22 protein-coding genes are annotated in these 20232 nt (G+C 55.3%); all 22 read left to right on the top strand.

The window, feature by feature from the left end; all coding sequences use genetic code 11:
- Positions 1-230 precede the first annotated feature (230 nt).
- The 22 genes from ACOTX7_RS22290 to ACOTX7_RS22395 all read left to right on the top strand — a co-directional run bounded on the left by ACOTX7_RS22290 (position 231) and on the right by ACOTX7_RS22395 (position 20185).
- A complete protein-coding gene (locus ACOTX7_RS22290) occupies positions 231-1523 on the top strand; it encodes a DUF6575 domain-containing protein (RefSeq protein ID WP_048229444.1) in 1293 nt (430 codons plus the stop codon).
- Positions 1524-1757: 234 nt separating this feature from the next.
- Complete coding sequence (locus ACOTX7_RS22295) at positions 1758-2261, top strand: DUF1441 family protein (RefSeq protein ID WP_023299857.1); 504 nt, start codon at positions 1758-1760, stop codon at positions 2259-2261.
- Between the two features lie 3 nt (positions 2262-2264).
- Positions 2265-4385: a phage terminase large subunit family protein gene (locus ACOTX7_RS22300; protein WP_421626161.1), complete on the top strand. Its 2121-nt coding sequence runs from the start codon at positions 2265-2267 to the stop codon at positions 4383-4385.
- A complete protein-coding gene (locus ACOTX7_RS22305; protein ID WP_048208470.1) occupies positions 4382-4597 on the top strand; it encodes a hypothetical protein in 216 nt (71 codons plus the stop codon). The genes ACOTX7_RS22300 and ACOTX7_RS22305 overlap by 4 nt, the downstream gene beginning before the upstream one ends.
- 8 nt (positions 4598-4605) lie before the next feature.
- Positions 4606-6126: a phage portal protein gene (locus tag ACOTX7_RS22310; protein ID WP_048208472.1), complete on the top strand. Its 1521-nt coding sequence runs from the start codon at positions 4606-4608 to the stop codon at positions 6124-6126.
- Positions 6074-8176: a ClpP-like prohead protease/major capsid protein fusion protein gene (locus tag ACOTX7_RS22315; protein ID WP_369794020.1), complete on the top strand. Its 2103-nt coding sequence runs from the start codon at positions 6074-6076 to the stop codon at positions 8174-8176. Before ACOTX7_RS22310 ends, ACOTX7_RS22315 begins: the two co-directional genes overlap by 53 nt.
- A 68-nt stretch (positions 8177-8244) precedes the next feature.
- Positions 8245-8580 carry a DUF2190 family protein gene (locus tag ACOTX7_RS22320; RefSeq protein WP_045348835.1) on the top strand — a complete coding sequence of 112 codons (336 nt, stop codon included), beginning with the start codon at positions 8245-8247 and terminating at the stop codon, positions 8578-8580.
- A complete protein-coding gene (locus ACOTX7_RS22325) occupies positions 8580-8936 on the top strand; it encodes a head-tail joining protein (protein WP_048208474.1) in 357 nt (118 codons plus the stop codon). Before ACOTX7_RS22320 ends, ACOTX7_RS22325 begins: the two co-directional genes overlap by 1 nt.
- Before the next feature lies 1 nt (position 8937).
- Positions 8938-9600 carry a hypothetical protein gene (locus ACOTX7_RS22330; protein ID WP_421626162.1) on the top strand — a complete coding sequence of 221 codons (663 nt, stop codon included), beginning with the start codon at positions 8938-8940 and terminating at the stop codon, positions 9598-9600.
- Between the two features lie 8 nt (positions 9601-9608).
- Complete coding sequence (locus tag ACOTX7_RS22335) at positions 9609-10163, top strand: hypothetical protein (RefSeq protein WP_047353906.1); 555 nt, start codon at positions 9609-9611, stop codon at positions 10161-10163.
- Complete coding sequence (locus ACOTX7_RS22340; RefSeq protein ID WP_032619493.1) at positions 10156-10779, top strand: phage baseplate assembly protein V; 624 nt, start codon at positions 10156-10158, stop codon at positions 10777-10779. The genes ACOTX7_RS22335 and ACOTX7_RS22340 overlap by 8 nt, the downstream gene beginning before the upstream one ends.
- A gap of 38 nt (positions 10780-10817) precedes the next feature.
- Positions 10818-12287, top strand: a complete 1470-nt coding sequence (locus tag ACOTX7_RS22345; protein WP_180251428.1) for a phage tail sheath family protein — start codon at positions 10818-10820, stop codon at positions 12285-12287.
- Entirely contained in the window at positions 12284-12790 is a 507-nt protein-coding gene (locus ACOTX7_RS22350; RefSeq protein ID WP_023299868.1) for a phage major tail tube protein, read from the top strand. The genes ACOTX7_RS22345 and ACOTX7_RS22350 overlap by 4 nt, the downstream gene beginning before the upstream one ends.
- Before the next feature lie 51 nt (positions 12791-12841).
- Positions 12842-13129, top strand: coding sequence for a phage tail assembly protein (locus ACOTX7_RS22355; protein ID WP_023299869.1), 288 nt, complete (start codon positions 12842-12844; stop codon positions 13127-13129).
- 114 nt (positions 13130-13243) lie between these two features.
- Positions 13244-15334, top strand: a complete 2091-nt coding sequence (locus ACOTX7_RS22360) for a hypothetical protein (RefSeq protein WP_226868920.1) — start codon at positions 13244-13246, stop codon at positions 15332-15334.
- 5 nt (positions 15335-15339) lie between these two features.
- The gene (locus ACOTX7_RS22365; RefSeq protein WP_369794028.1) at positions 15340-15801 is read left to right on the top strand and encodes a phage tail protein; all 462 of its coding nucleotides are present in this window, start codon (positions 15340-15342) and stop codon (positions 15799-15801) included.
- The gene (locus tag ACOTX7_RS22370; protein WP_048208479.1) at positions 15782-15991 is read left to right on the top strand and encodes a tail protein X; all 210 of its coding nucleotides are present in this window, start codon (positions 15782-15784) and stop codon (positions 15989-15991) included. Before ACOTX7_RS22365 ends, ACOTX7_RS22370 begins: the two co-directional genes overlap by 20 nt.
- A 2-nt stretch (positions 15992-15993) precedes the next feature.
- Positions 15994-17112, top strand: a complete 1119-nt coding sequence (locus tag ACOTX7_RS22375; RefSeq protein WP_126501247.1) for a contractile injection system protein, VgrG/Pvc8 family — start codon at positions 15994-15996, stop codon at positions 17110-17112.
- Positions 17113-17148: 36 nt separating this feature from the next.
- A complete protein-coding gene (locus ACOTX7_RS22380; RefSeq protein ID WP_048208482.1) occupies positions 17149-17502 on the top strand; it encodes a GPW/gp25 family protein in 354 nt (117 codons plus the stop codon).
- The gene (locus tag ACOTX7_RS22385; RefSeq protein ID WP_048208484.1) at positions 17486-18400 is read left to right on the top strand and encodes a baseplate assembly protein; all 915 of its coding nucleotides are present in this window, start codon (positions 17486-17488) and stop codon (positions 18398-18400) included. The genes ACOTX7_RS22380 and ACOTX7_RS22385 overlap by 17 nt, the downstream gene beginning before the upstream one ends.
- On the top strand, positions 18393-18944 hold the full coding sequence (locus ACOTX7_RS22390; protein ID WP_048208486.1) for a phage tail protein I: 552 nt from the start codon (positions 18393-18395) through the stop codon (positions 18942-18944). Before ACOTX7_RS22385 ends, ACOTX7_RS22390 begins: the two co-directional genes overlap by 8 nt.
- A gap of 2 nt (positions 18945-18946) precedes the next feature.
- A complete protein-coding gene (locus tag ACOTX7_RS22395; RefSeq protein WP_421626163.1) occupies positions 18947-20185 on the top strand; it encodes a phage tail protein in 1239 nt (412 codons plus the stop codon).
- Positions 20186-20232: the final 47 nt, after the last annotated feature.

A 20232-nucleotide genomic window follows, 5' to 3' on the forward strand; every position in this document is an offset into this window, starting at 1 on the left:
GAAGATGCGTGATCTGATCCTTCAACTCAGCAAAAGTTCGATTTATTCAACAAAGTCGATGCAAAGGCTAAGTTTCCAGCGGCGTTAGGTGATCGTACCGTCGCTAAAGGTAACGTCATGCCATTCATGGGGGTCATGAAAAAGACTTTTGCGGATCCTGCTCACTATACAATATGGCTTAAGGTAAATAGTTGTATCCATGAGCATTTTGCTTGTTTAGGAGAAGGCGCATGAGTAACGTTTTTCTGCCTAATACAATGATGGGGACTCTGCGCTATAAAAGGGTGTATGAGTTTTTCGAAGAACCGCGTTTCTTTTCAGCAGAAAATGAAGTTAATTCATTATTTGTTGTTTATTGGATTGGTGAAGACGAGGACGCCGATAGCTGGTATGTTATCCCTGTATCTCCAACGCGATTGGAGTTGATTGAAAGAAAAAGAATTGATTTGCGTTCAGTTTTAATTGATCAGGAACAATCATTTTACTATGAAGTACGCGCCCCTTATGATCGGGAAGTTGCGCCTACATGGAATGTTAAAAGTGTAGATGCCATCTATGATAATGCTTTGCCAGCTCAGGGGCTGTTTATTAGCTCTGTGGTTCCTGTCTTAGAAAATGGTCGAATCGGTGAAGCAATTAAATATTCAACACATGAGATTCATTTAGAAAAAAGCTCAAAGAAAAGCGCTGGAAATTTGGTGCTAAGTCACGTTTCTAATGTGTGTGATAGCTTTAGTGCGTTATATGATAGTTTGCTGGAGTTTAGCGGTCTCAAAGATAAGCTACGTCCAGTTGATGCTCGTCCTGGTTCGTTCATTCTTTCATTCCAAGCTGAAAAGCTGAACGCCTATGAAGAGATTTTACGTGATTTGAGCGCTCTTATTGAGCGTCGTGCTGATATAGTTGATTTCATACAAAACAAAGGGATAGACATCCAAGCCTTTTCTGATTTGCTACAGTCAATTGTATCGACTGGAACAAATATGGAATTAAAAAGCAATCAGACTGGTGAGGTTGTATTTCTGCTGACTAAAGCAGGAGCCGAGTTCTATCTTAGGGTAATAAGTAGGATGTCTGCTCTTGCAGTTAGTGGACATCAAATTCCGCAGGCAGATACTTTAGAAAAGGTTTTTAAAGTTGTTGAAGTCAAATGGAGTGGTGAGCCTTGTACCGTAGAGAATACAGGTTTGCAAGAAAGACACGTCTATTATTACCTTCATGCTGCAAAAGTTTTAGGATTGCTGAATGCTAATGGCCATGTAACTGCGATGGGGCAAAAATTAATTCAATCTGGACAAGAGAACCAATATAAAATTGCTGCGAGATGCTTTGAGGTGAGTCATATTGGTTGGGCTTGGATTAACTGGTCCGAAGTTGAGAATTTATCCCAAATAGATCCTGATACAGCTGAGGAATTTTTACTTGAACAGTGCAACTCATTAAGTAAAGACACTATTGCCAGAAGGTCGCGTACTCTTAGACATTGGGGTAAAGAGCTTAAGGAAAAATATACCCCGCTCTAATTCCAAATATATAGTATAGCAATTCCAGACCCCGCTAATGCGGGGTTTTTTGTTGATAATTTCTGCCATTTGCGCGGGTCCTCCTATCGATTATGGACACCGAGGGGGCGAGGACACGCGGGAAACGGCTAGTTTTTTGCATTTTATGGGTTTCATCATCATCTGTTTAACCTCTTGATATTTCAGTCCTGATCATTAGCAGGATGTCGAAATGACTATTTTTTGTTCACCATCATGGATAACGAACTCAAAAATTTCCGGCTGAATATCACGCAGCTGGCAGCCATTACCGATCTGCACCGCCAGACGGTCGCGAGCAAGCTTGCAAATGTTCAGCCGGCACCGGGCAGCAATCCAAAACTTAAGCTTTATGCCATCACCGATATCCTCAGGGAGTTGCTGACGAGTACCACACCGTCGGAGCTGGTGGACGTCGACAAAATGCTTCCCCCCGATCGTAAAGCCTGGTTTCAGTCGGAGCGTGAAAGGCTCAAGTTTCAGCAGGAAACAGGGGAGCTGATCCCGGCGTCAGAAGTCACCAGAGAATTTTCCTCCATGGCAAAAGCAATGGTTCAGGTGCTGGAGACGTTACCCGACATCCTTGAACGAGACTGCGCCATGACCCCTTCCGCAGTTGTCAGGGTGCAGCAGGTTATTGACGATCTGCGTGACCAGATAGCCCTCAAAGTTGAGCAGGCCGACTCACCAGAACAGGAGGAAATGCCAGAAGAGGAGTAAATCATGCGACAGGCCACGGCAGCGGAAGTCAGGCGTAACGCTTCCGCCATTCTCAAAGCCCCGCGCCGTATGCCTGTGGCTGAGGCGGTTCAAAAATTTATGCGCGTACCTATGGGGGCCGGTAACTCGGTACCGTGGGATCCTGCTGTCGCTCCCTATGTGATAGAGCCGATGAACTGCCTCGCGATGCGTGAATACGATGCAGTGGTGTTTGTTGGACCGGCACGTACGGGGAAAACGATCGGCCTGGTGGATGGCTGGGTTGTATACAACATTGTCTGTGACCCGTCCGATATGCTCGTCGTTCAGATGACCGAAGAGAAAGCGCGTGAGCACTCTAAAAAACGTCTGGCGAGAACGTTTCGTGTCAGTCCTGAAGTGGCGAAACGCCTGAGCCCGTTGCGAAACGACAACAACGTGCATGATCGTACTTTTCTGGCGGGCAACTATCTCAAGATTGGCTGGCCTTCCATCAACATCATGTCCTCGTCAGATTTCAAATGTGTAGCGCTCACCGATTATGACCGCTTCCCTGAGGACATCGATGGCGAGGGTGACGGTTTTACCCTGGCTTCCAAGCGTACCACCACCTTTATGTCCGCCGGGATGACTCTGGTGGAGTGTTCGCCAGGCCGGGACATTCGCGACAGCAAATGGCGCCGAAAATCTCCCCATGAAGCACCACCAACTACAGGCGCGCTTTCGTTGTACAACCGTGGAGATCGCCGTCGCTGGTACTGGCCGTGCCCGCATTGTGGTGAATATTTTCAGCCTGCGATGGAGGCGATGACCGGATACCGTGATGAACCTGATCCGGTAAAAGCCAGTGAGTCGGCTCATCTGCTTTGTCCGCATTGCAGCACCATTATCACCGCAGATAAAAAGCGCGAGCTTAACGGGGTGGGTGTCTGGTTGCGTGAAGGTCAGAGTATTGACCGGGACGGCAAGATTTCCGGTGAGCCGCGACGCTCGCGCATAGCGTCGTTCTGGATGGAGGGGCCCGCAGCCGCGTACCAGACCTGGGCGCAGCTGGTGTACAAACTGCTTACGGCTGAGCAGGAGTATGAGGCTACCGGCAGCGAAGAAACCCTCAAGGCGGTTATCAACACCGACTGGGGGCTGCCATACCTGCCGCGCTCGGCCAGCGAACAGCGACGCGCCGATGTGCTGATGCAGCGTGCGGAGGATTACGGTAAACGCCTGGTTCCGCCGAAGGTGCGTTTCCTGCTGGCAGCCGTCGACGTTCAGGGCGGGAAAAAGCGCCGTTTCGTCGTGCAGATAATTGGTTATGGCGAAAACGGTGAACGCTGGCTGGTGGATCGCTACAACATCCGCCAGTCCCTGCGCTGCAATGAACATGGCGAGGCGGAGCCAGTCCACCCCGGCGCGTATCCGGAGGACTGGCAGCTGCTGGTCTCCGATGTGCTGGAAAAAACTTACGTACTTCAGTCCGATCCGACGCGGCGTATGCCGGTGCTGGCTATGGCCGTCGACAGCGGCGGTGAGGAAGGGGTGACAGATAATGCCTATAAATTCTGGCGCCAGTGTCGCCGGGATGGTCTGGGTAAACGTGTCTATCTGATCAAGGGCGACAGCACAAAACGCCAGAAAATTATTACCAAAACTCACCCGAATAATACCGAACGCAGTGACCGTCGCGCTGATGCGCGTGGCGAGGTGCCGGTGTATCTGCTGCAAACCGACCTGCTCAAGGATCAGCTCAGCAATAACCTTGATCGTGAGACTCCCGGAGCAGGCTATATCCATTTTCCCGACTGGCTGGGGGAGTGGTTCTACGAGGAACTGACCTACGAAGAGCGCGGCGTGGATGGCAAATGGCGTAAGCCAGGCAAGGGCGCCAACGAAGCCTTTGACCTGTTCTGCTATGCCCACGCCGTCGCGGTTCTGCGCGGCTACGAAAAAATTCGCGACTGGGAAAAACCTCCTGCATGGGCTGAGCCGCAGGATCTCAACCCAAATATTCATGAAGGGGAGCGCCCCAGGGAGATAACCGTGAAAAAAAACAAAACCGTTCAGCCACAAGTCAAGGCTGAACCTGAGAAAGAAAACACGCTTTCCGGCGGCTGGCTGGGTTCTTCCGGTAGGGGAGGAGGCTGGCTGTGAAGAAAGACGACATCTGGAGAACGCTGGTGATGGTGCGCCAGGCCTACCAGGACTCGCTGGACGGCAAGAGTATTTCTTTCACCGGCGTTAACGGTCGCGCCATCACTAACCACGATCCGAAAGCGCTCCGCGATGAGCTTGAATACTGGGAGCGTCGCTGGCGCGCGGTCTACAGCCGTGGTGGTTCGTACAAACTAGCTAACTTTCTGTAAGGCGTTCTATGGGCATTCTTGAAAGAACACTGAGGGCAATTTCCCCCGGGTGGGCCGCGGCACGCGAGCGGGATCGACTCCGGCTTAATGCGTATGAAGCGGCAAATCCGTCACGGTTGCACAAGGCGAAAAAGCAAAGCCAGTCGGCGGACACCTCTGTGTTTGCAGCAGGTCAGTCCCTGCGGGAACAGGCCCGGTGGCTTGATGAAAACCATGATCTGGTGATCGGCCTGTTCGACAAAATGGAAGACCGGGTGATTGGTGCCCACGGGATCCATGTTGAGCCTCAGCCCCTCGATCTGGAGGGGAATCTTCATTCCGATTTCGCCGGGAAACTTTCGGCGCTCTGGGCTGAATGGTCCGTGCGTCCTGAGGTGACTGGCATGTTCACCCGCCCGGAAGCCGAACGCCTGCTGCTGCGTTCAGCACTGCGTGACGGGGAAGTGTTCACTCAACTGGTCAGGGGGAATGTGCCGGGTCTGCAACATTCCACCTCCGTACCGTTCTCGCTGGAAATGCTGGAGGCGGATTTTGTTCCGTTCAACCTTAACAGCATCGCCGGCCAGCAGGTTCGCCAGGGCATCATCGTTAACAACTGGGGACGTCCCGTCGGCTACCGCGTTTACAAGTACCACCCGGCAAATATGACGCGGTTCAGCGCTGAACTTAAAACCGTCTCAGCTGAAAACATGCTTCACCTTGCGCAGCGCAAGCGTCTGCACCAGCTGCGCGGTATCAGCCTGATCCACGGAGTCATTACCCGTCTTTCTGACATCAAGGATTATGAAGAGAGTGAACGCGTTGCCGCCCGTATTGCCGCTGCGCTGGGGTTCTATATCAAGCGCGGAGATGCGCAGTCTCTTGGTGAAGACGGGGAGTTTTCACCTCCCGGCGGCCAGCGTCATTACGATATCGCCCCGGGCATGATTTACGACGACCTGCGCCCGGGTGAAGACCTGGGCATGGTGGAATCAAATCGCCCGAATGTTCACCTCTATGAATTCCGAAACGGACAGATGCGGGCCGTGGCCGCAGGCACGCGCGGCAGCTATTCCAGCATTGCCCGGGACTATAACGGCACCTACAGCTCCCAGCGTCAGGAGCTGGTGGAGAGCTTCGAAGGGTACAACGTCCTGCAACAGTGGTTTGTCGGCCAGCACAGCCGGCCCGTTTACCGCGCATGGCTGGCGATGGCGTTGCTGAGCGGCGTTGAAGTGCCGCCGGATGTGGATCCGAATTCTCTCTATAACGCGCTTTATCTTGGCCCGGTGATGCCTTGGATTGATCCGGGTAAAGAGGCTAATGCCTGGAAAGCCATTGTTCGTGGCGGTGCTGGTACCGAAGCGGAATGGGCACGGGCGCGGGGTAAAAACCCGCAGGAGGTTAAACGCCAGCGACTGCGTGAAACCGAGTTTAACCGTCAACACGGGCTGGTGTTTGATTCCGACGCCGCCAACGACAAAGGAGCGATGCCAGATGCAACGGCAAAACCAAAAGACGATCGGCGCGAGCCGGACGATGATGATTAACCCCCGCGCCAGCCTGGCGGGTGTCGATGCGGCAAACGGTCAGTGCTGGTACGAAATCCGCGCGCTGTCTGCCGGGCGCGTCGAAATTTTCCTCTATGACGTGATCGGCGGCTGGGGCATCACAGCCCAGCAGTTCGTCGCGGACTGTAAAGAAGCCGGGGTGTTTGACGCCAGCGCGGTGGATTTACATATCCACAGCCCCGGCGGCGATGTCATGCAGGGATTTGCCATCTACAACACCCTGTCGCGGCTGAAAGCGAAAGTGGATATCTGGGTGGACGGGGTGGCTGCCAGCATGGCCTCGATGATTGTCTGCCTGCCCGGCGCCACGGTGCACATGCCGGAAAACGCCTGGATCATGGTCCACAAACCGTGGGGCGGGATCGCCGGGGATTCTGATGACATGCGCGATTATGCCGCGTGGCTTGATCGTAACGAAGCCCTGATGCTCAGCGCCTATATGAATAAAACCGGACTGGGGCAGGAGGAACTGGAAGCAATGCTGAAAGCGGAGACCTGGCTTAACGGGGCCGAGGCAGTGGAGAAAGGTTTCGCTGACACGCTTGAACCTGAACTACAGGCTGCGGCCTGTGTGAATGAAAATAAACTGAAGGATTACCAGAACATGCCAGAACAGATTAAATCTCTTTTTGCGCCGCGCGCCGAAGCTCCGGTGAATCAGCCACAGCAGCCCGCGCCGGTACAGACGAACCTGAACCCGCCAGCGCCACAACAGCCCGCGCAGCAGATGACTAATATCGATATCACTGCGCTGGCCCAGCAGCTGCAACAGCAGATGCAGACGGCAAACGCTGAACGCGTGAACACGGTTTCCGCTGTTTTTGAGGCGTTCCCGACCTTCGCAACACTGAAGGCGGAATGTCTGGCCGACTTCTCCTGCACGGCGGAAAAAGCCCGAGACAGACTCCTCCAGGCGCTGGCGGCAGGAACTACGCCGAGTGCCGGTCCGGGTGCTATTCATCTTTATGCCGGAAACGGCAATCTGGTCGGTGACTCCATCCGTGCTGCGGTAATGAGCCGCGCGGGCTATGCGCAGGCTGAAAAAGATAACGCCTACAACGGTTATACCCTGCGTGAACTGGCGCGAGCTTCCCTTGTGGATCGCGGGATCGGTATTTCAGGTGCAGGGACAGCACAGGCGATGGTCGGCCTTGCGTTTACCCACAGCAGCAGCGATTTCGGCAATATCCTGATGGATGTGGCGCACAAGGCGGCACTGATGGGCTGGGACGAGGCCACTGAATCATTCGAACAGTGGACCCGTAAAGGCACCCTGACTGATTTCAAAACCGCGCACCGCGTCGGTCTGGAATCACTTGCATCGCTTCGCAAGGTCCGTGCCGGGGCGGAATATAAATATGTCACCATCAAAGATCGCGGCGAGCCGATTGCGCTTGCGACCTACGGCGAACTTTTCAGCATTGACCGCCAGACCATCATCAATGATGACCTGGACATGCTGACCCGTATCCCGCAGGCAATGGGCCTTGCCGCGCGTGCCACCGTGGGCGATCTGGTGTGGGCAGTTCTGACCAGCAACCCAAAAATGTCCGACGGCAAGCCGCTGTTCCACGCCGATCATGGCAACCTGGTCTCCGCCGATCTGAGTATCGAAGGCCTGGATACGGCGCGTAAGGCGATGCTGCTGCAAAAATCAGGCGACCGCCGTCTGAATATTCGCCCGGCCTACATGCTGACGCCAGTGGCCATCGAGTCCCGCGCTAACCAGCTGATCAAATCTGCAAGCGTACCGGGCGCGGACGCGAACAGCGGTATCGTTAACCCGATCCAGAACTTTGTGACGGTGTCCTCTGAAGCTCGCCTCGATGACAGCAGCCCGACGGATTACTACCTGACCGCCGCACAGGGGCGCGACACCATTGAGGTGGCGTATCTGGACGGTATTGATACGCCATACCTTGAGCAGCAGCAGGGCTTCACCGTTGACGGTGCCGCGTTCAAGGTACGCATCGATGCCGGGGTGGCACCGCTTGACTGGCGCGGCATGGTTAAAGTCACCAAAAAATAACGACCGTCATCTGACGGTTTTTTATTACGGGGCGGCGCGTGCTGCTCCTTTTTTGTCTGGAGAGAAAAATGGCGAAAAATTATCAGCAGGATGGCAAAACCCTTGATTTTCAGAATACCGGTGCGACCGATATTCATTCGGGTGACGCCGTGCTTTCAGGTGCGCTGGTGGGCGTTGCTCACGACGACATTCCGGCAGGGTTGTGGGGGGTGCTGCATACCACGGGGGTGTTCGTCCTGCCAAAGGCAGCGGAAGCGGTTACTGTCGGCCAGAAGCTCTATCTGGCAGACGGTAAACTGACTGCGGAAGCGGGTGAGGCAGCGGCTCCGAATCCTCTGGCGGGCACGGCCTGGGCTGAGGCGGCGGCGGATGCGGATTCTGTTCCGGTCCGGCTTGGTTACTGATGAACCGCTTTCGGCAACGCCTGTTAAACGCGGATGCCCGGATATCCCGGGCATTTGCCGAAGAGGTGCCTGCTGTCCTGTCTGTCGGCGCTGAGTTGCGTCCTGTTACTGTGATTTTCGAGACGCCTGATGTCCCGGTTGACGTGCCCGGCGGGGGGCAAATTCAGGATCGCTCTCCGGCCTTCAGCGCGATGACCGCTGATATCGTGGGGCTTGAGAAGCACCACGGCGTGGAGATCAACGGCACGGCTTATCGTGTGACGCACATTGGCGCTGATGAAGAAGGCCGCACCCGCGTCACGCTGGCGTATGGCGCACCGGGTAAGGTGCAGCCGGACATCAATAAGTGGAGCTGATATGGCGCGTGAGTCCAGACTGCGGCGGGATTTGCCCGTCGATATCGATGTGGATGCCATCTGGCGGATAGCGGAGCACATCGGTGCCACCCATAAACAGTTTCGGGCAGCGTATTCCCGTGCGCTGAAACGTACCGCCGCCACCTTGCGTAAAAAAGCGATGGCTGACCTGAAAGACGGGCTGGCGCCGCGCAGCCTGGATCTGGTGCGCCGGCGTCTGCTTTCCTTTCGTCTTGATCGCGCTTCTCAGTCACAGCTGGATAATTTTCGTCTCTGGTTTGGTCTCAATGCCATCAAGGTAAAAGACCTGAAAGGCAGGATTAACGGGCGGGTCAGGCCTCACCATACCCGACGGGATAAATCCACCGGGCGGTATATAAAGGCACGGCGCCAGGCAGTAAACGCCGGATTCACCCCAAAGGGCAGCCTGCTATCCCCGCGCACATTTGAAAACGGGGAAGTGGCGCGCTCCCGCCGTGAAAACCGCCGGACGGTGGTTATTCGCGATCCGGATACCCGTCGTACCTGCGAAGCGGAAGTCGATATTTATGAGCCGATGCTGAACTACATCGAAGATAACGCCTTTGCGGAGGCGATGGAGATTTTTATGCATCACTTTGAAACCGATCTGCGCGGGCGTGTGAAAGCCCGTATTTCTGTCTGAGGTTGACTATGGCCGAGCCATTACTGCTGGGGCAGTATCACGATGCTGTCACCGGCGCGCTGAGAAAAATTGCGTGGGTGCGTGACGCCGATGCCTACCCTGAAAAAAATGTCCCCCGTTTTACAGGGCTGACCACCCCGGCGGTCTATTTCTCCATAAACGGCTGGGAGCAGGGCGGCGGCAACGAGGGGCAGCTTAAAGTGAATCTGTCCTGCGATTTGTTCGTTGTGGTGGACGCGGCAGGCGCTGGCGTCAGCCGACCCGAAATTTTCCTGCGCACGGCGGCGGCGGATATCACGCAGTGGATTGACGGCCAGCAGTTCGGCCTGACCAGTCTTGAGCCAGCCGTCTTTATCGATGCGTCACGCGATGAGTTTGATCCGCGCATGGATGATTACCTGGTCTGGCGGATCTCCTTCACACAGTCAGCCGCCTTTGGTGCGGATCCGTTTGCACAGCTGAATGCCCCGCTGAAAGCGGCCTGGCTGGGCAAGGCACCGGATATCGGCCAGGCACATGTGGACGATTATCAGCTGATTTACGAGGCGAAACCCGATGAGTGATATCGAGGGCGATTTACAGCGCCGCCTGGCGAATATTGTGCGGCGCGGGGTTATTCATTCCGTTAAGCATGATGGTATACCGAAGTGCCGGGTGGATCTGGGCGACATCACCACTACCTGGCTGCCGCTCTGCCAGGGCTTTTCCGGGGCAAACCGGGCTGACTCCAATCCGTATGCGGTCGGGGATGCGGTCACGGTGCTGTCGGAGGCGGGTGAGCTGAATAATGGCCGGGTGTTTCCCGGCTGGAATACCGGCGGTCTGCCGGTACCGGAGGGCAGCGACAGCGAACATATCACCCGCTACGGTGACGGTACCGAGATCCGGTATGACCGCGCCGCGCATGCCCTGACCATCACGCTGGCGGAGGGCGGGACCTACAAAATTATCGGAAAGGGAACGCTTGATGGTCCGGTGGAAATCACCGACACCCTCACAGTTCAGGGCGTTACGCAAATCAATTCCGACACGAATGTGAAGGGAAACATCGGTGCAACACAGGAAATTTCGGACGGTACCGGGAAAATGAGCGGGATCCGCGAAACCTACAACGGCCATGACCATAAAGAAAATGGTGATGGCGGCGGAACCACGAATCCCCCCAATCAAAAAATGTGACCTGCCGCGGCAGGTTTTTTTATGCCTGGAGAAAATAAATGGCGAATTTACATGGTGTGGAAACGATCGAACTGACATCCGGTACGGTCGCGGTCACGACGATCCAGACGGCCATTATCGGCCTGGTGGGTACTGCGCCTGATGCCTCTGCCGGAACGCCGGCGAGTGCCAGCACAGGAACCCCGATTCTGGATAATGTTGTGGATTTTTCCGCGACAGTTGCTGGCAGGTCAGGAAACGTGGTGGTGGTTGAGGCTGTAGCCGGCATCCCGAATGAAGAAAATCCCGCAGCGATTGAGACTTCTGCTGCCTGGAATGCGGAGGCATTAACGCTGACTATCACGCTTGGCTGCGATGAAACGGGCAAGCTGACGGCAACCCCTTCAGCAGTGGCCACTGCCGTGGGCGCGGTGGATGATGTGGCTGTCACCGCAACGGGAAGCGGGAGTGGCGTGGTCACACCGTTCCGGTTGCAGCTGGCAGGCGGCGAAGATGAACCTTTCCCGCTGAATACCCCTGTGGCGATTGTCGGTACCTCGATGCTTTCCCGGCTCGGTGAAAAAGGCACGCTGAAGCAGGCCCTGATGGAAATCAATGATCAGCGAAATGCCCTGACGGTGCTGGTGCGCGTGGCTGAAGTTAACGATACAGCTAAACAGAGTGCGGCGGTGCTGACCGGGATCGGCGCGCTGTCATCTGCTCGCTCCGTGACAACTTACCAGCCCCGTATCGTCATCGCGCCGGGGTTCAGTGAGGATGATGCCGTGGGTAAGGCTCTGGAAACCGTTGCCGGCAAGCTGCGGGCGGTGGCGTATGTTGACTGCGAATCCGGTGCGTCACTACAGGAAGTGGTCCAGCGCAGACAGTCCTATGGTACCCGCACCGAACTGCTGCGCCCGCGCGTACAGGTCAGCAATGCCGACGGCCAGCTGGTCTATCGTCCTTACTCTGCGTTTGCGGCGGGGTTGCGTGCCCGAATCGACTTTGAGAAGGGCTGGTGGTGGAGTAAATCCAACCAGGACATCAATAACATCCTCGGAGTGGAACAGATCGACGAGTTTATACTCGGCGATGAAAACTGCGACGCAAACCTGCTCAACATGCAGAACGTCTCTACCATCATCCGCCGGGCAGGGTTTAAGCACTGGGGCAACCGTCTGTGCGGTACCGATCCACAGTGGCGCTTCGAATCGGTTCGCCGAACCGCAGACGTCATCGAGGACAGTATTCAGGAAACGATGCTGGAATACGTTGACCGTCCGCTGGACCGGGAGAATGCCGACGACATTATCGGCACCATCAACGCCTATATGCGCCAGCTGGTCGGCCTCGGAGCCATTTTCGGTGGTCGCGCCTGGCTGGATGAAGAACTTAACACCGCTGAGAGCATGGCGGCGGGCGTGCTGTACATCAACTATGACTTTGGTCCGAAATCGCCGACTGAGCTTATCAGCCTGCGCGTCCGGGTGAATAACAACTATGCGCTTGAGGAGATGCTGGCAGCATGAGCGAAAAAAACACATTACGCGTCTGGACCTTCTTCCGGCAGGGGATCCGCATACAGGGGGCGCATGAATTTACTCCGCCGGCATTGTCCATTGTCAAAACGGATTTGCGTACCGGCGCACAGGATGCGCCGTCCCCCGTTGATGACGGTATGGAAGCACTCACCTGTCAGCTGAAGTTTTACGGTGTGGACGTGGATATGCTGACCGCCTTCGGTTTTGTCAGCGGCAGCCGTCCGCGCTTTACGGCCTATCAGGGCTATCTGGCTAACGGTACCGCGCTGGGTACCATCGAGGAGATCGAAGGCTTTGTGCAGACAGTCACTCCCGACGCGCGTGGCAAGGACAGCCTGTCCGAAAATGCCGTCACGGTGGAAATCGCCGTGAGCTATTACCGTCAGACCAAAGACGGTCGCGAGCTCTTTGAGATAGATACTGAGCGCTTCTCGCGCCGGGTGAATGGCGTGGATGTTCTGTCGGGTCTGGCGGCAAAAGTACGGCTTTAACTTCAAACAATCTTACAACGGCCTGCGGGCCGTTTTTTTATGGAGATCAACATGTCTTTTCCTGGTGAAACACGCGTTATCAAACTGTATTCCCCTGTTTCCTTTGAGAACGGTGGCCTGCTCGAACAGGTGACGCTGCGCGAGCCGCTGGTCCGTGACCGCATTGCCTTTTCCAAAGACCGCGGCAGTGAAGAAGAAAAAGAGGCGCGCATGATTGCGCTGCTGTGCAACCTCAGCGAACAGGATATCTGGCAACTGACTGCGGCAGATTATGCCCAGCTGCTGGACGCGTTTAATGTTTTTATGCTCCCGCCCGAGAAGCGACCGAAAGAGGGCTGATGCGGGCGATACGTTTTCTGGGACAGCGCCTGCATTTTCCCATGACGGAATACCTGGATATGCCGTTCAGTGTGTTTTCGGATTTTCTCACCGACGAAGTGGAGGCGGTAAATCGTGGCCGGATTAAGCCAGAACCTTAAGGCCGTCATTACCTTTGGCGGCAGTATCGACAGCTCCTGGAGCCGTTCAGCGAACAGCCTGCAAAAAAGCCTGAAGGACGTCGGAAAGCAGTCAGAAAAACTGACGAAAGACCAGGCCAGGCTGGCGGCTGAGATTAAGCGCGCGAAGCTGGCCGGGCAAAATCTTGGCGATCTTAAACGGCGTTACAGCGACGTCTCCCGTGAAATCCGCAAGACGGAGGCCGAACAGCAGAAGCTGAATCAGCAGATGCAGAAGACGCAACGGCTGGCCGCCTTCAAGGGGGCAGGGAAAGGGCTGTTTCGCCGTGGGCTCGGTATGGCCGGACAGCTGGGCGGGATGGTGGCTCCCGGGCTGGCGATTGGCGGCGGTGGCGTGGTGGCTTCCGCCCTGGGTACCCTGATTGCACCGGCGGCCACCAATGCAGAAACGGCCCGACGGGCCGGCGTGGCGAAAAGCTATGGCGTCGATATCCCGACGTTTGATGCCTGGGACACGCTCGCGAAGCAGTACGACATGAACGGGGAGAACATCGGCGACCTGTTCGAGGAGTATCTTCACAAGGCAGGAGAGTACAAGCAGAACGGCAAGCAGGGTTCCCTTCAGGATGCGTTTGAAACGCTGGGATTTAAGGCGAGGGATTTTGCCGGCCTCAGCGATATGGCGCAGTTCGAAAAAATCGTCGAGCGTGCGCTCAGCATGCAGGACGAGTCGAAAGCGTCGTTTGCACTGGATTCGCTGTTTGGCGGCGAGGCCAGCAAACTGCTGATGCTGCTGAAGCAGTCCGGCAAAAGCTACCGTGACCTGATGGACGAGCAGCGGCGCTATAACCTCGTCACGAAAGAGGGGGCTGAAGGGGCGATGGAGGGCAACCGCGCCATCACCAGCCTGCGCACGGTCTTCTCCTCTGCTGTAGCGGAAATCTCAGGGCAGCTGGGAAACGAGCTGGCACCGGATATCCGCCGGCTGACGGATGATATGGCGGAGTGGTTTAAGGGGGGCGGGATCAAACGCATTGTCAGTTTCCTGCGTAATGATCTTTACCCCGGCGTGCTGACGTTCGGCCAGGGCATTGTGTTCGTCGGAAAAGTGGCCTACGCGCTGGCGAAAAAATTGTCCTGGCTTTTACCGGATGAGAGAAGCGATCAGCGGGACGTACTCAAATCGCTGGCGATGACCGGCTCGGTTGATATTGCGCGCATGACGGCGCAGCGCAACGGTCAGGGCGAATGGTTTGAGCAGCAACTGAAGGAAAAGCCGGACCTGCCTGATGATGTGAAAAAATCGTACCGGGACACCCGGGGATTTTTCCGCGACGACGATGACACCTTTAACAGTACGCTCGATAAATACGTGGCGCCGGAAAGCAACGGCGCGCCGTTCTCCTGGGATTCAGCACTGAACCAGAACCAGGAGACGTCTGTGCAACCGGGACATGAAACATCCGACAGCACTGCCGGCGCCTGGAATAATTACAGACTGCCTTCCTTTCCCTCGTTTGAAAAAAGTAGCGTCTGGCCCGCAGCGGAAAAACCGAAGGGATCCGCAGACAACATCTCCGCGGATAAGCCGGTGGTCAATGTCGACGTTTATCCTTCCCTTAACTGGACAGCAGCAGAGGAAAGATCTGATGGGAATTCAAAATACCCGGCACAGCGTATCCCGGATGTGAATGTTGATGTCGATTCGTTACCGGGGACTGACAAAGCGCAGGATTTATTCAGGGGTAACGAACGTTACAGGGATAAAAGCGCAGACGTCCTGCACTTACCGCCTGAGATTAACTCCCGACAGCCTCCTGATCCTGTTTCAGACAGACCGGCAGAACTGTCAGGTGAAGTGGAAAGTAGTTACTGGGAAACTTTACTTCAGAAGCTGGATTTTGCGGACAAAGCGCCACCTCCCCGACAACTGACCGACAACCGTCGTTTCGAATTTCATTATGAGATACATGGCACACCTGGTCAGGATGAAAAGGCGATCGGGGATGAAGTTGTCGCGGTGACTAAAACCAGTCCGGTATTTAACGGTGACAGCAGCATGCTGGACGGAGGACAAATCTGGTGAGTGAAATTATTCCTGTCTTTGAAGACTACGGGCAGTTTCAGTCCAGCGCTGTTCGGGGGGCTCAGGCCGCCCGGGTGATGATGATGCTGGGCGATTTTGCCTTTTCGATCGACACCACGGCATACAACCAGCTGACCCGCGAGGCCAGCTGGCGATGGAGCGAACAGGAGCGGATCGGGAAGCAGGATTTATTGCAGTATACCGGCAAGCCCGGGCGAACCGTCCGGCTTGAAGGGGAATCGCATGCTTTCTTTCGCAAGGGGGTGGATGCTGTTAACGATCTCTTCGACCTGGCAGACCAGAATCAGCCTCAGCAGCTGGTCAGCGGTGAAGGAGATGTCCTGGGCTGGTGGGTGGTGATCGACTTCTCAGATACGACCAGCCGATTCCTGCCGGGCGGCGGCCACCGAAACAAAAACTGGACGATGACGCTGAAACATTATGCCGATGACATATCAAACCCGTGACGGTGATGTGCTGGATGCGATCTGCTCGACGCATTACGGCACAGAGAACCTTTCTTATATTGTGACGCAGGTTCTTGAAGCGAATCCTGGACTGGCTGACCGTGGGGCCGTTTATCCTTCAGGTCTGTTTATCACTTTACCGGATCTGGCTCCGCCGGTTCAGGCTTCTGCTTACAGCCTGTGGGATTAAAAATGGCAGATCAGATTGTTAAACCGGAATATGCTCCCGCTTTCAGCGTCAGCGCTGAAGGAAAAGATATTACCCGTGCGCTGCAACAATGCCTGGCAGAGCTGACGCTGACTGATTACGGAGGTGCCACGGCAAAAGCAGATGAGCTGAAAATCACCCTGCTCTCGGAAACGCTCCCCCTTCCGACAAAAGGCGCTCGTCTTCGCGTGGCGCTGGGTTTTAATGATCATCTGGTGGATAAGGGCTGGTTCGTGGTTTCCGGCGTGGCCAGCAGCGGCCCGCCACGTCGTATCGAAATTTATGCCACCGCTGCGCCAATGAACGCGCAAAAACAACCGGGTGATGTGATCAGCCAGAAAACACGCAGCTGGGATAACCTGCGACTGGCGGATTTGGTTAAAACGGTAGCGAAAGAAAACGGACTGGTACCAAAAGTGGCCGCAGAGCTGGCCGACATTCATATCGACCACGTTGACCAGGTGGCAGAATCGGACGCCAATCTGCTGACGCGCCTGGCCCGAACATGGAATGCTGTCAGTAAACCGTCGGGCGGATACTGGCTCTTTCTGCGTCAGGGAGCCACGGCAAATGCGTCCGGCGAACAGACCGCAGCTCTGATTATCACACCAGAAGAGGTGTCAAACTGGTCTTACAGCGAAGGAGAGCGGGGCAGTTCGACAGGGAAGGCCACCGCCAGCAGTGGTAAGTCTTCAGGCAAAATCGGCGTACGTTATTACGATGAGGCTGACGGGAAGACCAAAACCACCACGGTTGATCATGATGGTCCCTCAATGGCTAACCCGTATACCCAGCCTGTAAAAGCTACTGCCGATCAGCAGGCCAAAGCGAAAAAAACGCAGGCCCGCCGCAATGAACAAAAAATGACAGTAACGGGGCCCTGCCGACCCAGACACGTTCCTCTTACGGCAGAGTCTGGCGTATCCACGTCCGGCTTTGGCGAACGGGAAGATCGCGCCTGGGTGGTTGAGTCGCTGGTGTTTTCCCTGACACCTGCGGGTTTCAGTTTCACATACAACCTGGTGGTTGATATTCGCAAGCCTGCGAAATCCTCAAAAAAATCCGGCAGCAAGGATAAGACCGGCACGGATTACTTCGGATAACTCTCAGCCATCCGACAAACAGATACGGAAAATACTATGAACGGTGTAAACAGCCGGACCGGGAAACGCCTGTCCGGTAGCGATCATCTGCGCCAGTCCGTCAGCGATATTCTCTCCACGCCCGTCGGCAGCCGTGTACTGATCCGTGATTATGGCAGTGACCTGTTTTCGCTGGTTGATAACCCTCGTGATGACCTGACCAGGCTTCGCATTATCGCCGCGACCGCCTCGGCGCTGGCACGCTGGGAACCCCGGCTTAAGGTCACGCGCGTTGTCGTTTCTTTCCCTGCTGACGAAACGGGGTGTGTGGTGGATATCGAAGGGATTAACAAACAGAACAATCTTCCTGTCAGCACCGGAGGCATACCGATTTATGGCAAGCAGCTATGACGTAATTAACCTGTCCGCCCTGGCGGTGCCGGATGCTATCGTGGTACCGGATGCCGCTGACATTTTTACCCGCTGGCTGGCGCGCCTGCGCGAACTGGATCCGGAATTTGATGCGCTGGTGGAATCTGACCCGGCGTATAAACAGGGTGAAATCAACGCCTACCAGCTCACCCTGGCGTTCCAGCGGGTTAACGACGCAGTACGCGCAGTTTTCCTTGCCAGTGCCAGAGGGGCCGATCTCGACCAGCTGGGCGCGGCCTTTAACGTTTCCCGTCTGGTGATTAATCCCGGCGATCCGGATGCGGTTCCCCCTGTCGACCCTGTTTATGAAGACGACGACGCTTTCCGGGAACGTATACAGCTTTCGTGGGCGCAGCTGAATACGGCCGGCGCGCGTAACGCTTATCGCTTTCATGCCAAATCTGCGGATAACGATGTGCTGGATGCGGACGCCTACGGGCCTGAAACCCATAACCGGCCCGGCGAGGTAGATGTGTACGTGCTCTCGCGCACAGGGAACGGTCAGGCAGGACTCATTCTTATTGAAACTGTCATGAACACACTGAGCGCGGATGAAGTCAGGCCGCTCACCGATTTTGTCAGTGTGAAGAGTGCCAGTATCGCCAGCTATACCGTTAAGGCTGAACTCGAAATACCAGACGGTCCGGATGCACAGACGGTACTGGAAAACGCGATAAGTACGCTGACGAGCTACACACAGCTTTCCCATCGTATTAATGCCATCGTTCCGCTTTCCGCGATTTACTCAGCACTTCAGCAGCCCGGCGTATCCAGAGTTAAGTTGCTCAGCCCGACGGCTGATCTGGAAGCGGCAGCAGGACAGGCCCCGTGGTGCAGCGCGATAAACGTCACCCGTAAAGGAGGAGTGAGTGGATAAATTTCGATCTCTGCTTCCACCTTCAGCTATTCACCCGGAACGGGCGCAGGAACAGGCAAGCACTGAGCTGATCACGGCGCTGGATACTGACATGGTACGTAAGGTGAAAAATCCTGATACCTGTCCCGCACATTTGCTGCCATGGCTGGCCTGGGAATTCGCGGTGGATTCATGGGAGGAGGCTTGGACCGAGCAAGAAAAAAGGCAGGTGATCAGGGATGCCGCTTATGTCCATCAGCACCGGGGCACCGCCGGGGCGGTCAGGCGGTCGCTGAGCGCCGTCAGCCTCCCGACCACCGTGATTGAGTGGTGGGAGGATACACCGCGCAAGGATCCCTACACCTTCCGCGTGGAGGTTTACAGCTTACAGGCTGTTGACGAAGCACTTTACCAGCGCATACGGCGCCAGGTCGATAAAGCCAAAAACCTCCGCAGCCTGTTGACCACTATCGATGTGATCGCCGATCTGGGTGCGAAGGGAACTTATTATGCCGGCGGTGCTGTTACCGCCTGGATTGACGTTGTTATTGAGGCCGGAGAATAACCATGGCTGAGAAGTATTACAGCATTCTGACAAACCGGGGCAAGGAGCTGGAGACGCAATCCTCTGCAACCGGGAAGCCCGTCATCATCAAAGATTTTGTTGTGGGGGACGGGAACGGGCAGGCCGTTAAACCGGATCCTGCGCAGACGAAGCTGGTGCGTGAGGTATATCGCAGCGCAATTTCTGCACTACAGGTTTCTCCGGATCAGGCGAACCAGTTTTTTGCTCAGCTGGTACTTCCGGTTGCCGTTGGTGGATTTGTAGTCAGGGAAGTTGGCCTGCTGACAGATGCAGGCGAACTGTATTCTGTTGCGAACTGTGCTGCCATTGAAAAGCCTGAAAACGGTGTCAGCGTTAATCTGCAATTCCGTCTTGCGGTATCTGATGCGGCAAACGTAGAGCTCAAAGTAGCGACCGGAGATGGTCTGTTCCTGCGCATTGATAAAAACCTTTCTGAAATAGCGGCGAGAGGGGAGGCTGCACAAAAAGGGGCTCGCGAAGCCATAGGCGTTTATGATGCGACAACCTCACGTAAAGGACTTGTGCAGCTCAGTAGCGAAACCGACAGCTCGTCAGAGACGCTGGCTGCGACACCGAAAGCTGTCAGAGAAGCCGCTAAGGAGATCAAGGACGCGCTGGGAACGTCCGCATCTAAAGACGTCGTCACATCAAAAACAGATGCAACTGCTGGCCGCGTGCCGGTTGTAGGCTGGATGGGATTAGGTGGATATGGTTCGGACATTCTGCTTTCTGCTGCTGATGCCAGAAAACCTCTGCGGAATGGCTTCTACGGCGTGCAGTCGGAGCCGACATATGGAAATGCTGCCCTGATTAGTTTTGCCTATGACTCAGGCTCTCAGGTGCACCTTATTGCAAAACAAGGCGGCCAGGCGCCGTTAATCGGGCTGGCAGGCTCTACGCCACAAGGCGTTTTTGGTGACTGGGGAAAAATTTACACAGAGTTTCAGAAGCCCACCGCAATTGAAGTCGGTGCTGTTCCATATCGAGGGACGCTTGGTAATGTCGATTTGAATACAGTCAGAGGTACGCAGTACGGGCGGTTTAATCAGGCTTTAACTGCCAATGCTACTACTGCGAGGAATTACCCCATTACTGAAGCCGGCGAACTGGATGTTCACCAGACCAGTGCAAATGGAGCGGAGGCCTGCGTACAGGAATATCGTACTTTCAGTTCTCGTCGTGTTTTCCTTCGATCTTATAACCCGGCAGGGCTTTGTTGAATAAATCGAACTTTTGCTGAGTTGAAGGATCAGATCACGCATCCTCC

Origin of the sequence: Enterobacter cloacae complex sp. IR5418, assembly GCF_049238105.1 — a bacterium.
Classification (GTDB): domain Bacteria; phylum Pseudomonadota; class Gammaproteobacteria; order Enterobacterales; family Enterobacteriaceae; genus Enterobacter; species Enterobacter hormaechei.

Excerpts from the sequence above, each read along its gene's own strand:
- ACOTX7_RS22370 (WP_048208479.1), top strand. The coding sequence starts at position 15,782 with ATGACATATCAAACCCGTGACGGTGATGTGCTGGATGCGATCTGCTCG.
- ACOTX7_RS22335 (WP_047353906.1), top strand. The coding sequence starts at position 9,609 with ATGGCCGAGCCATTACTGCTGGGGCAGTATCACGATGCTGTCACCGGC.
- ACOTX7_RS22300 (WP_421626161.1), top strand. The coding sequence starts at position 2,265 with ATGCGACAGGCCACGGCAGCGGAAGTCAGGCGTAACGCTTCCGCCATT.
- ACOTX7_RS22355 (WP_023299869.1), top strand. The coding sequence starts at position 12,842 with ATGTCTTTTCCTGGTGAAACACGCGTTATCAAACTGTATTCCCCTGTT.
- ACOTX7_RS22310 (WP_048208472.1), top strand. The coding sequence starts at position 4,606 with ATGGGCATTCTTGAAAGAACACTGAGGGCAATTTCCCCCGGGTGGGCC.
- ACOTX7_RS22330 (WP_421626162.1), top strand. The coding sequence starts at position 8,938 with ATGGCGCGTGAGTCCAGACTGCGGCGGGATTTGCCCGTCGATATCGAT.
- ACOTX7_RS22375 (WP_126501247.1), top strand. The coding sequence starts at position 15,994 with ATGGCAGATCAGATTGTTAAACCGGAATATGCTCCCGCTTTCAGCGTC.
- ACOTX7_RS22290 (WP_048229444.1), top strand. The coding sequence starts at position 231 with ATGAGTAACGTTTTTCTGCCTAATACAATGATGGGGACTCTGCGCTAT.
- ACOTX7_RS22315 (WP_369794020.1), top strand. The coding sequence starts at position 6,074 with ATGCAACGGCAAAACCAAAAGACGATCGGCGCGAGCCGGACGATGATG.
- ACOTX7_RS22325 (WP_048208474.1), top strand. The coding sequence starts at position 8,580 with ATGAACCGCTTTCGGCAACGCCTGTTAAACGCGGATGCCCGGATATCC.
- ACOTX7_RS22295 (WP_023299857.1), top strand. The coding sequence starts at position 1,758 with ATGGATAACGAACTCAAAAATTTCCGGCTGAATATCACGCAGCTGGCA.
- ACOTX7_RS22320 (WP_045348835.1), top strand. The coding sequence starts at position 8,245 with ATGGCGAAAAATTATCAGCAGGATGGCAAAACCCTTGATTTTCAGAAT.
- ACOTX7_RS22385 (WP_048208484.1), top strand. The coding sequence starts at position 17,486 with ATGGCAAGCAGCTATGACGTAATTAACCTGTCCGCCCTGGCGGTGCCG.
- ACOTX7_RS22380 (WP_048208482.1), top strand. The coding sequence starts at position 17,149 with ATGAACGGTGTAAACAGCCGGACCGGGAAACGCCTGTCCGGTAGCGAT.
- ACOTX7_RS22350 (WP_023299868.1), top strand. The coding sequence starts at position 12,284 with ATGAGCGAAAAAAACACATTACGCGTCTGGACCTTCTTCCGGCAGGGG.
- ACOTX7_RS22395 (WP_421626163.1), top strand. The coding sequence starts at position 18,947 with ATGGCTGAGAAGTATTACAGCATTCTGACAAACCGGGGCAAGGAGCTG.
- ACOTX7_RS22340 (WP_032619493.1), top strand. The coding sequence starts at position 10,156 with ATGAGTGATATCGAGGGCGATTTACAGCGCCGCCTGGCGAATATTGTG.
- ACOTX7_RS22345 (WP_180251428.1), top strand. The coding sequence starts at position 10,818 with ATGGCGAATTTACATGGTGTGGAAACGATCGAACTGACATCCGGTACG.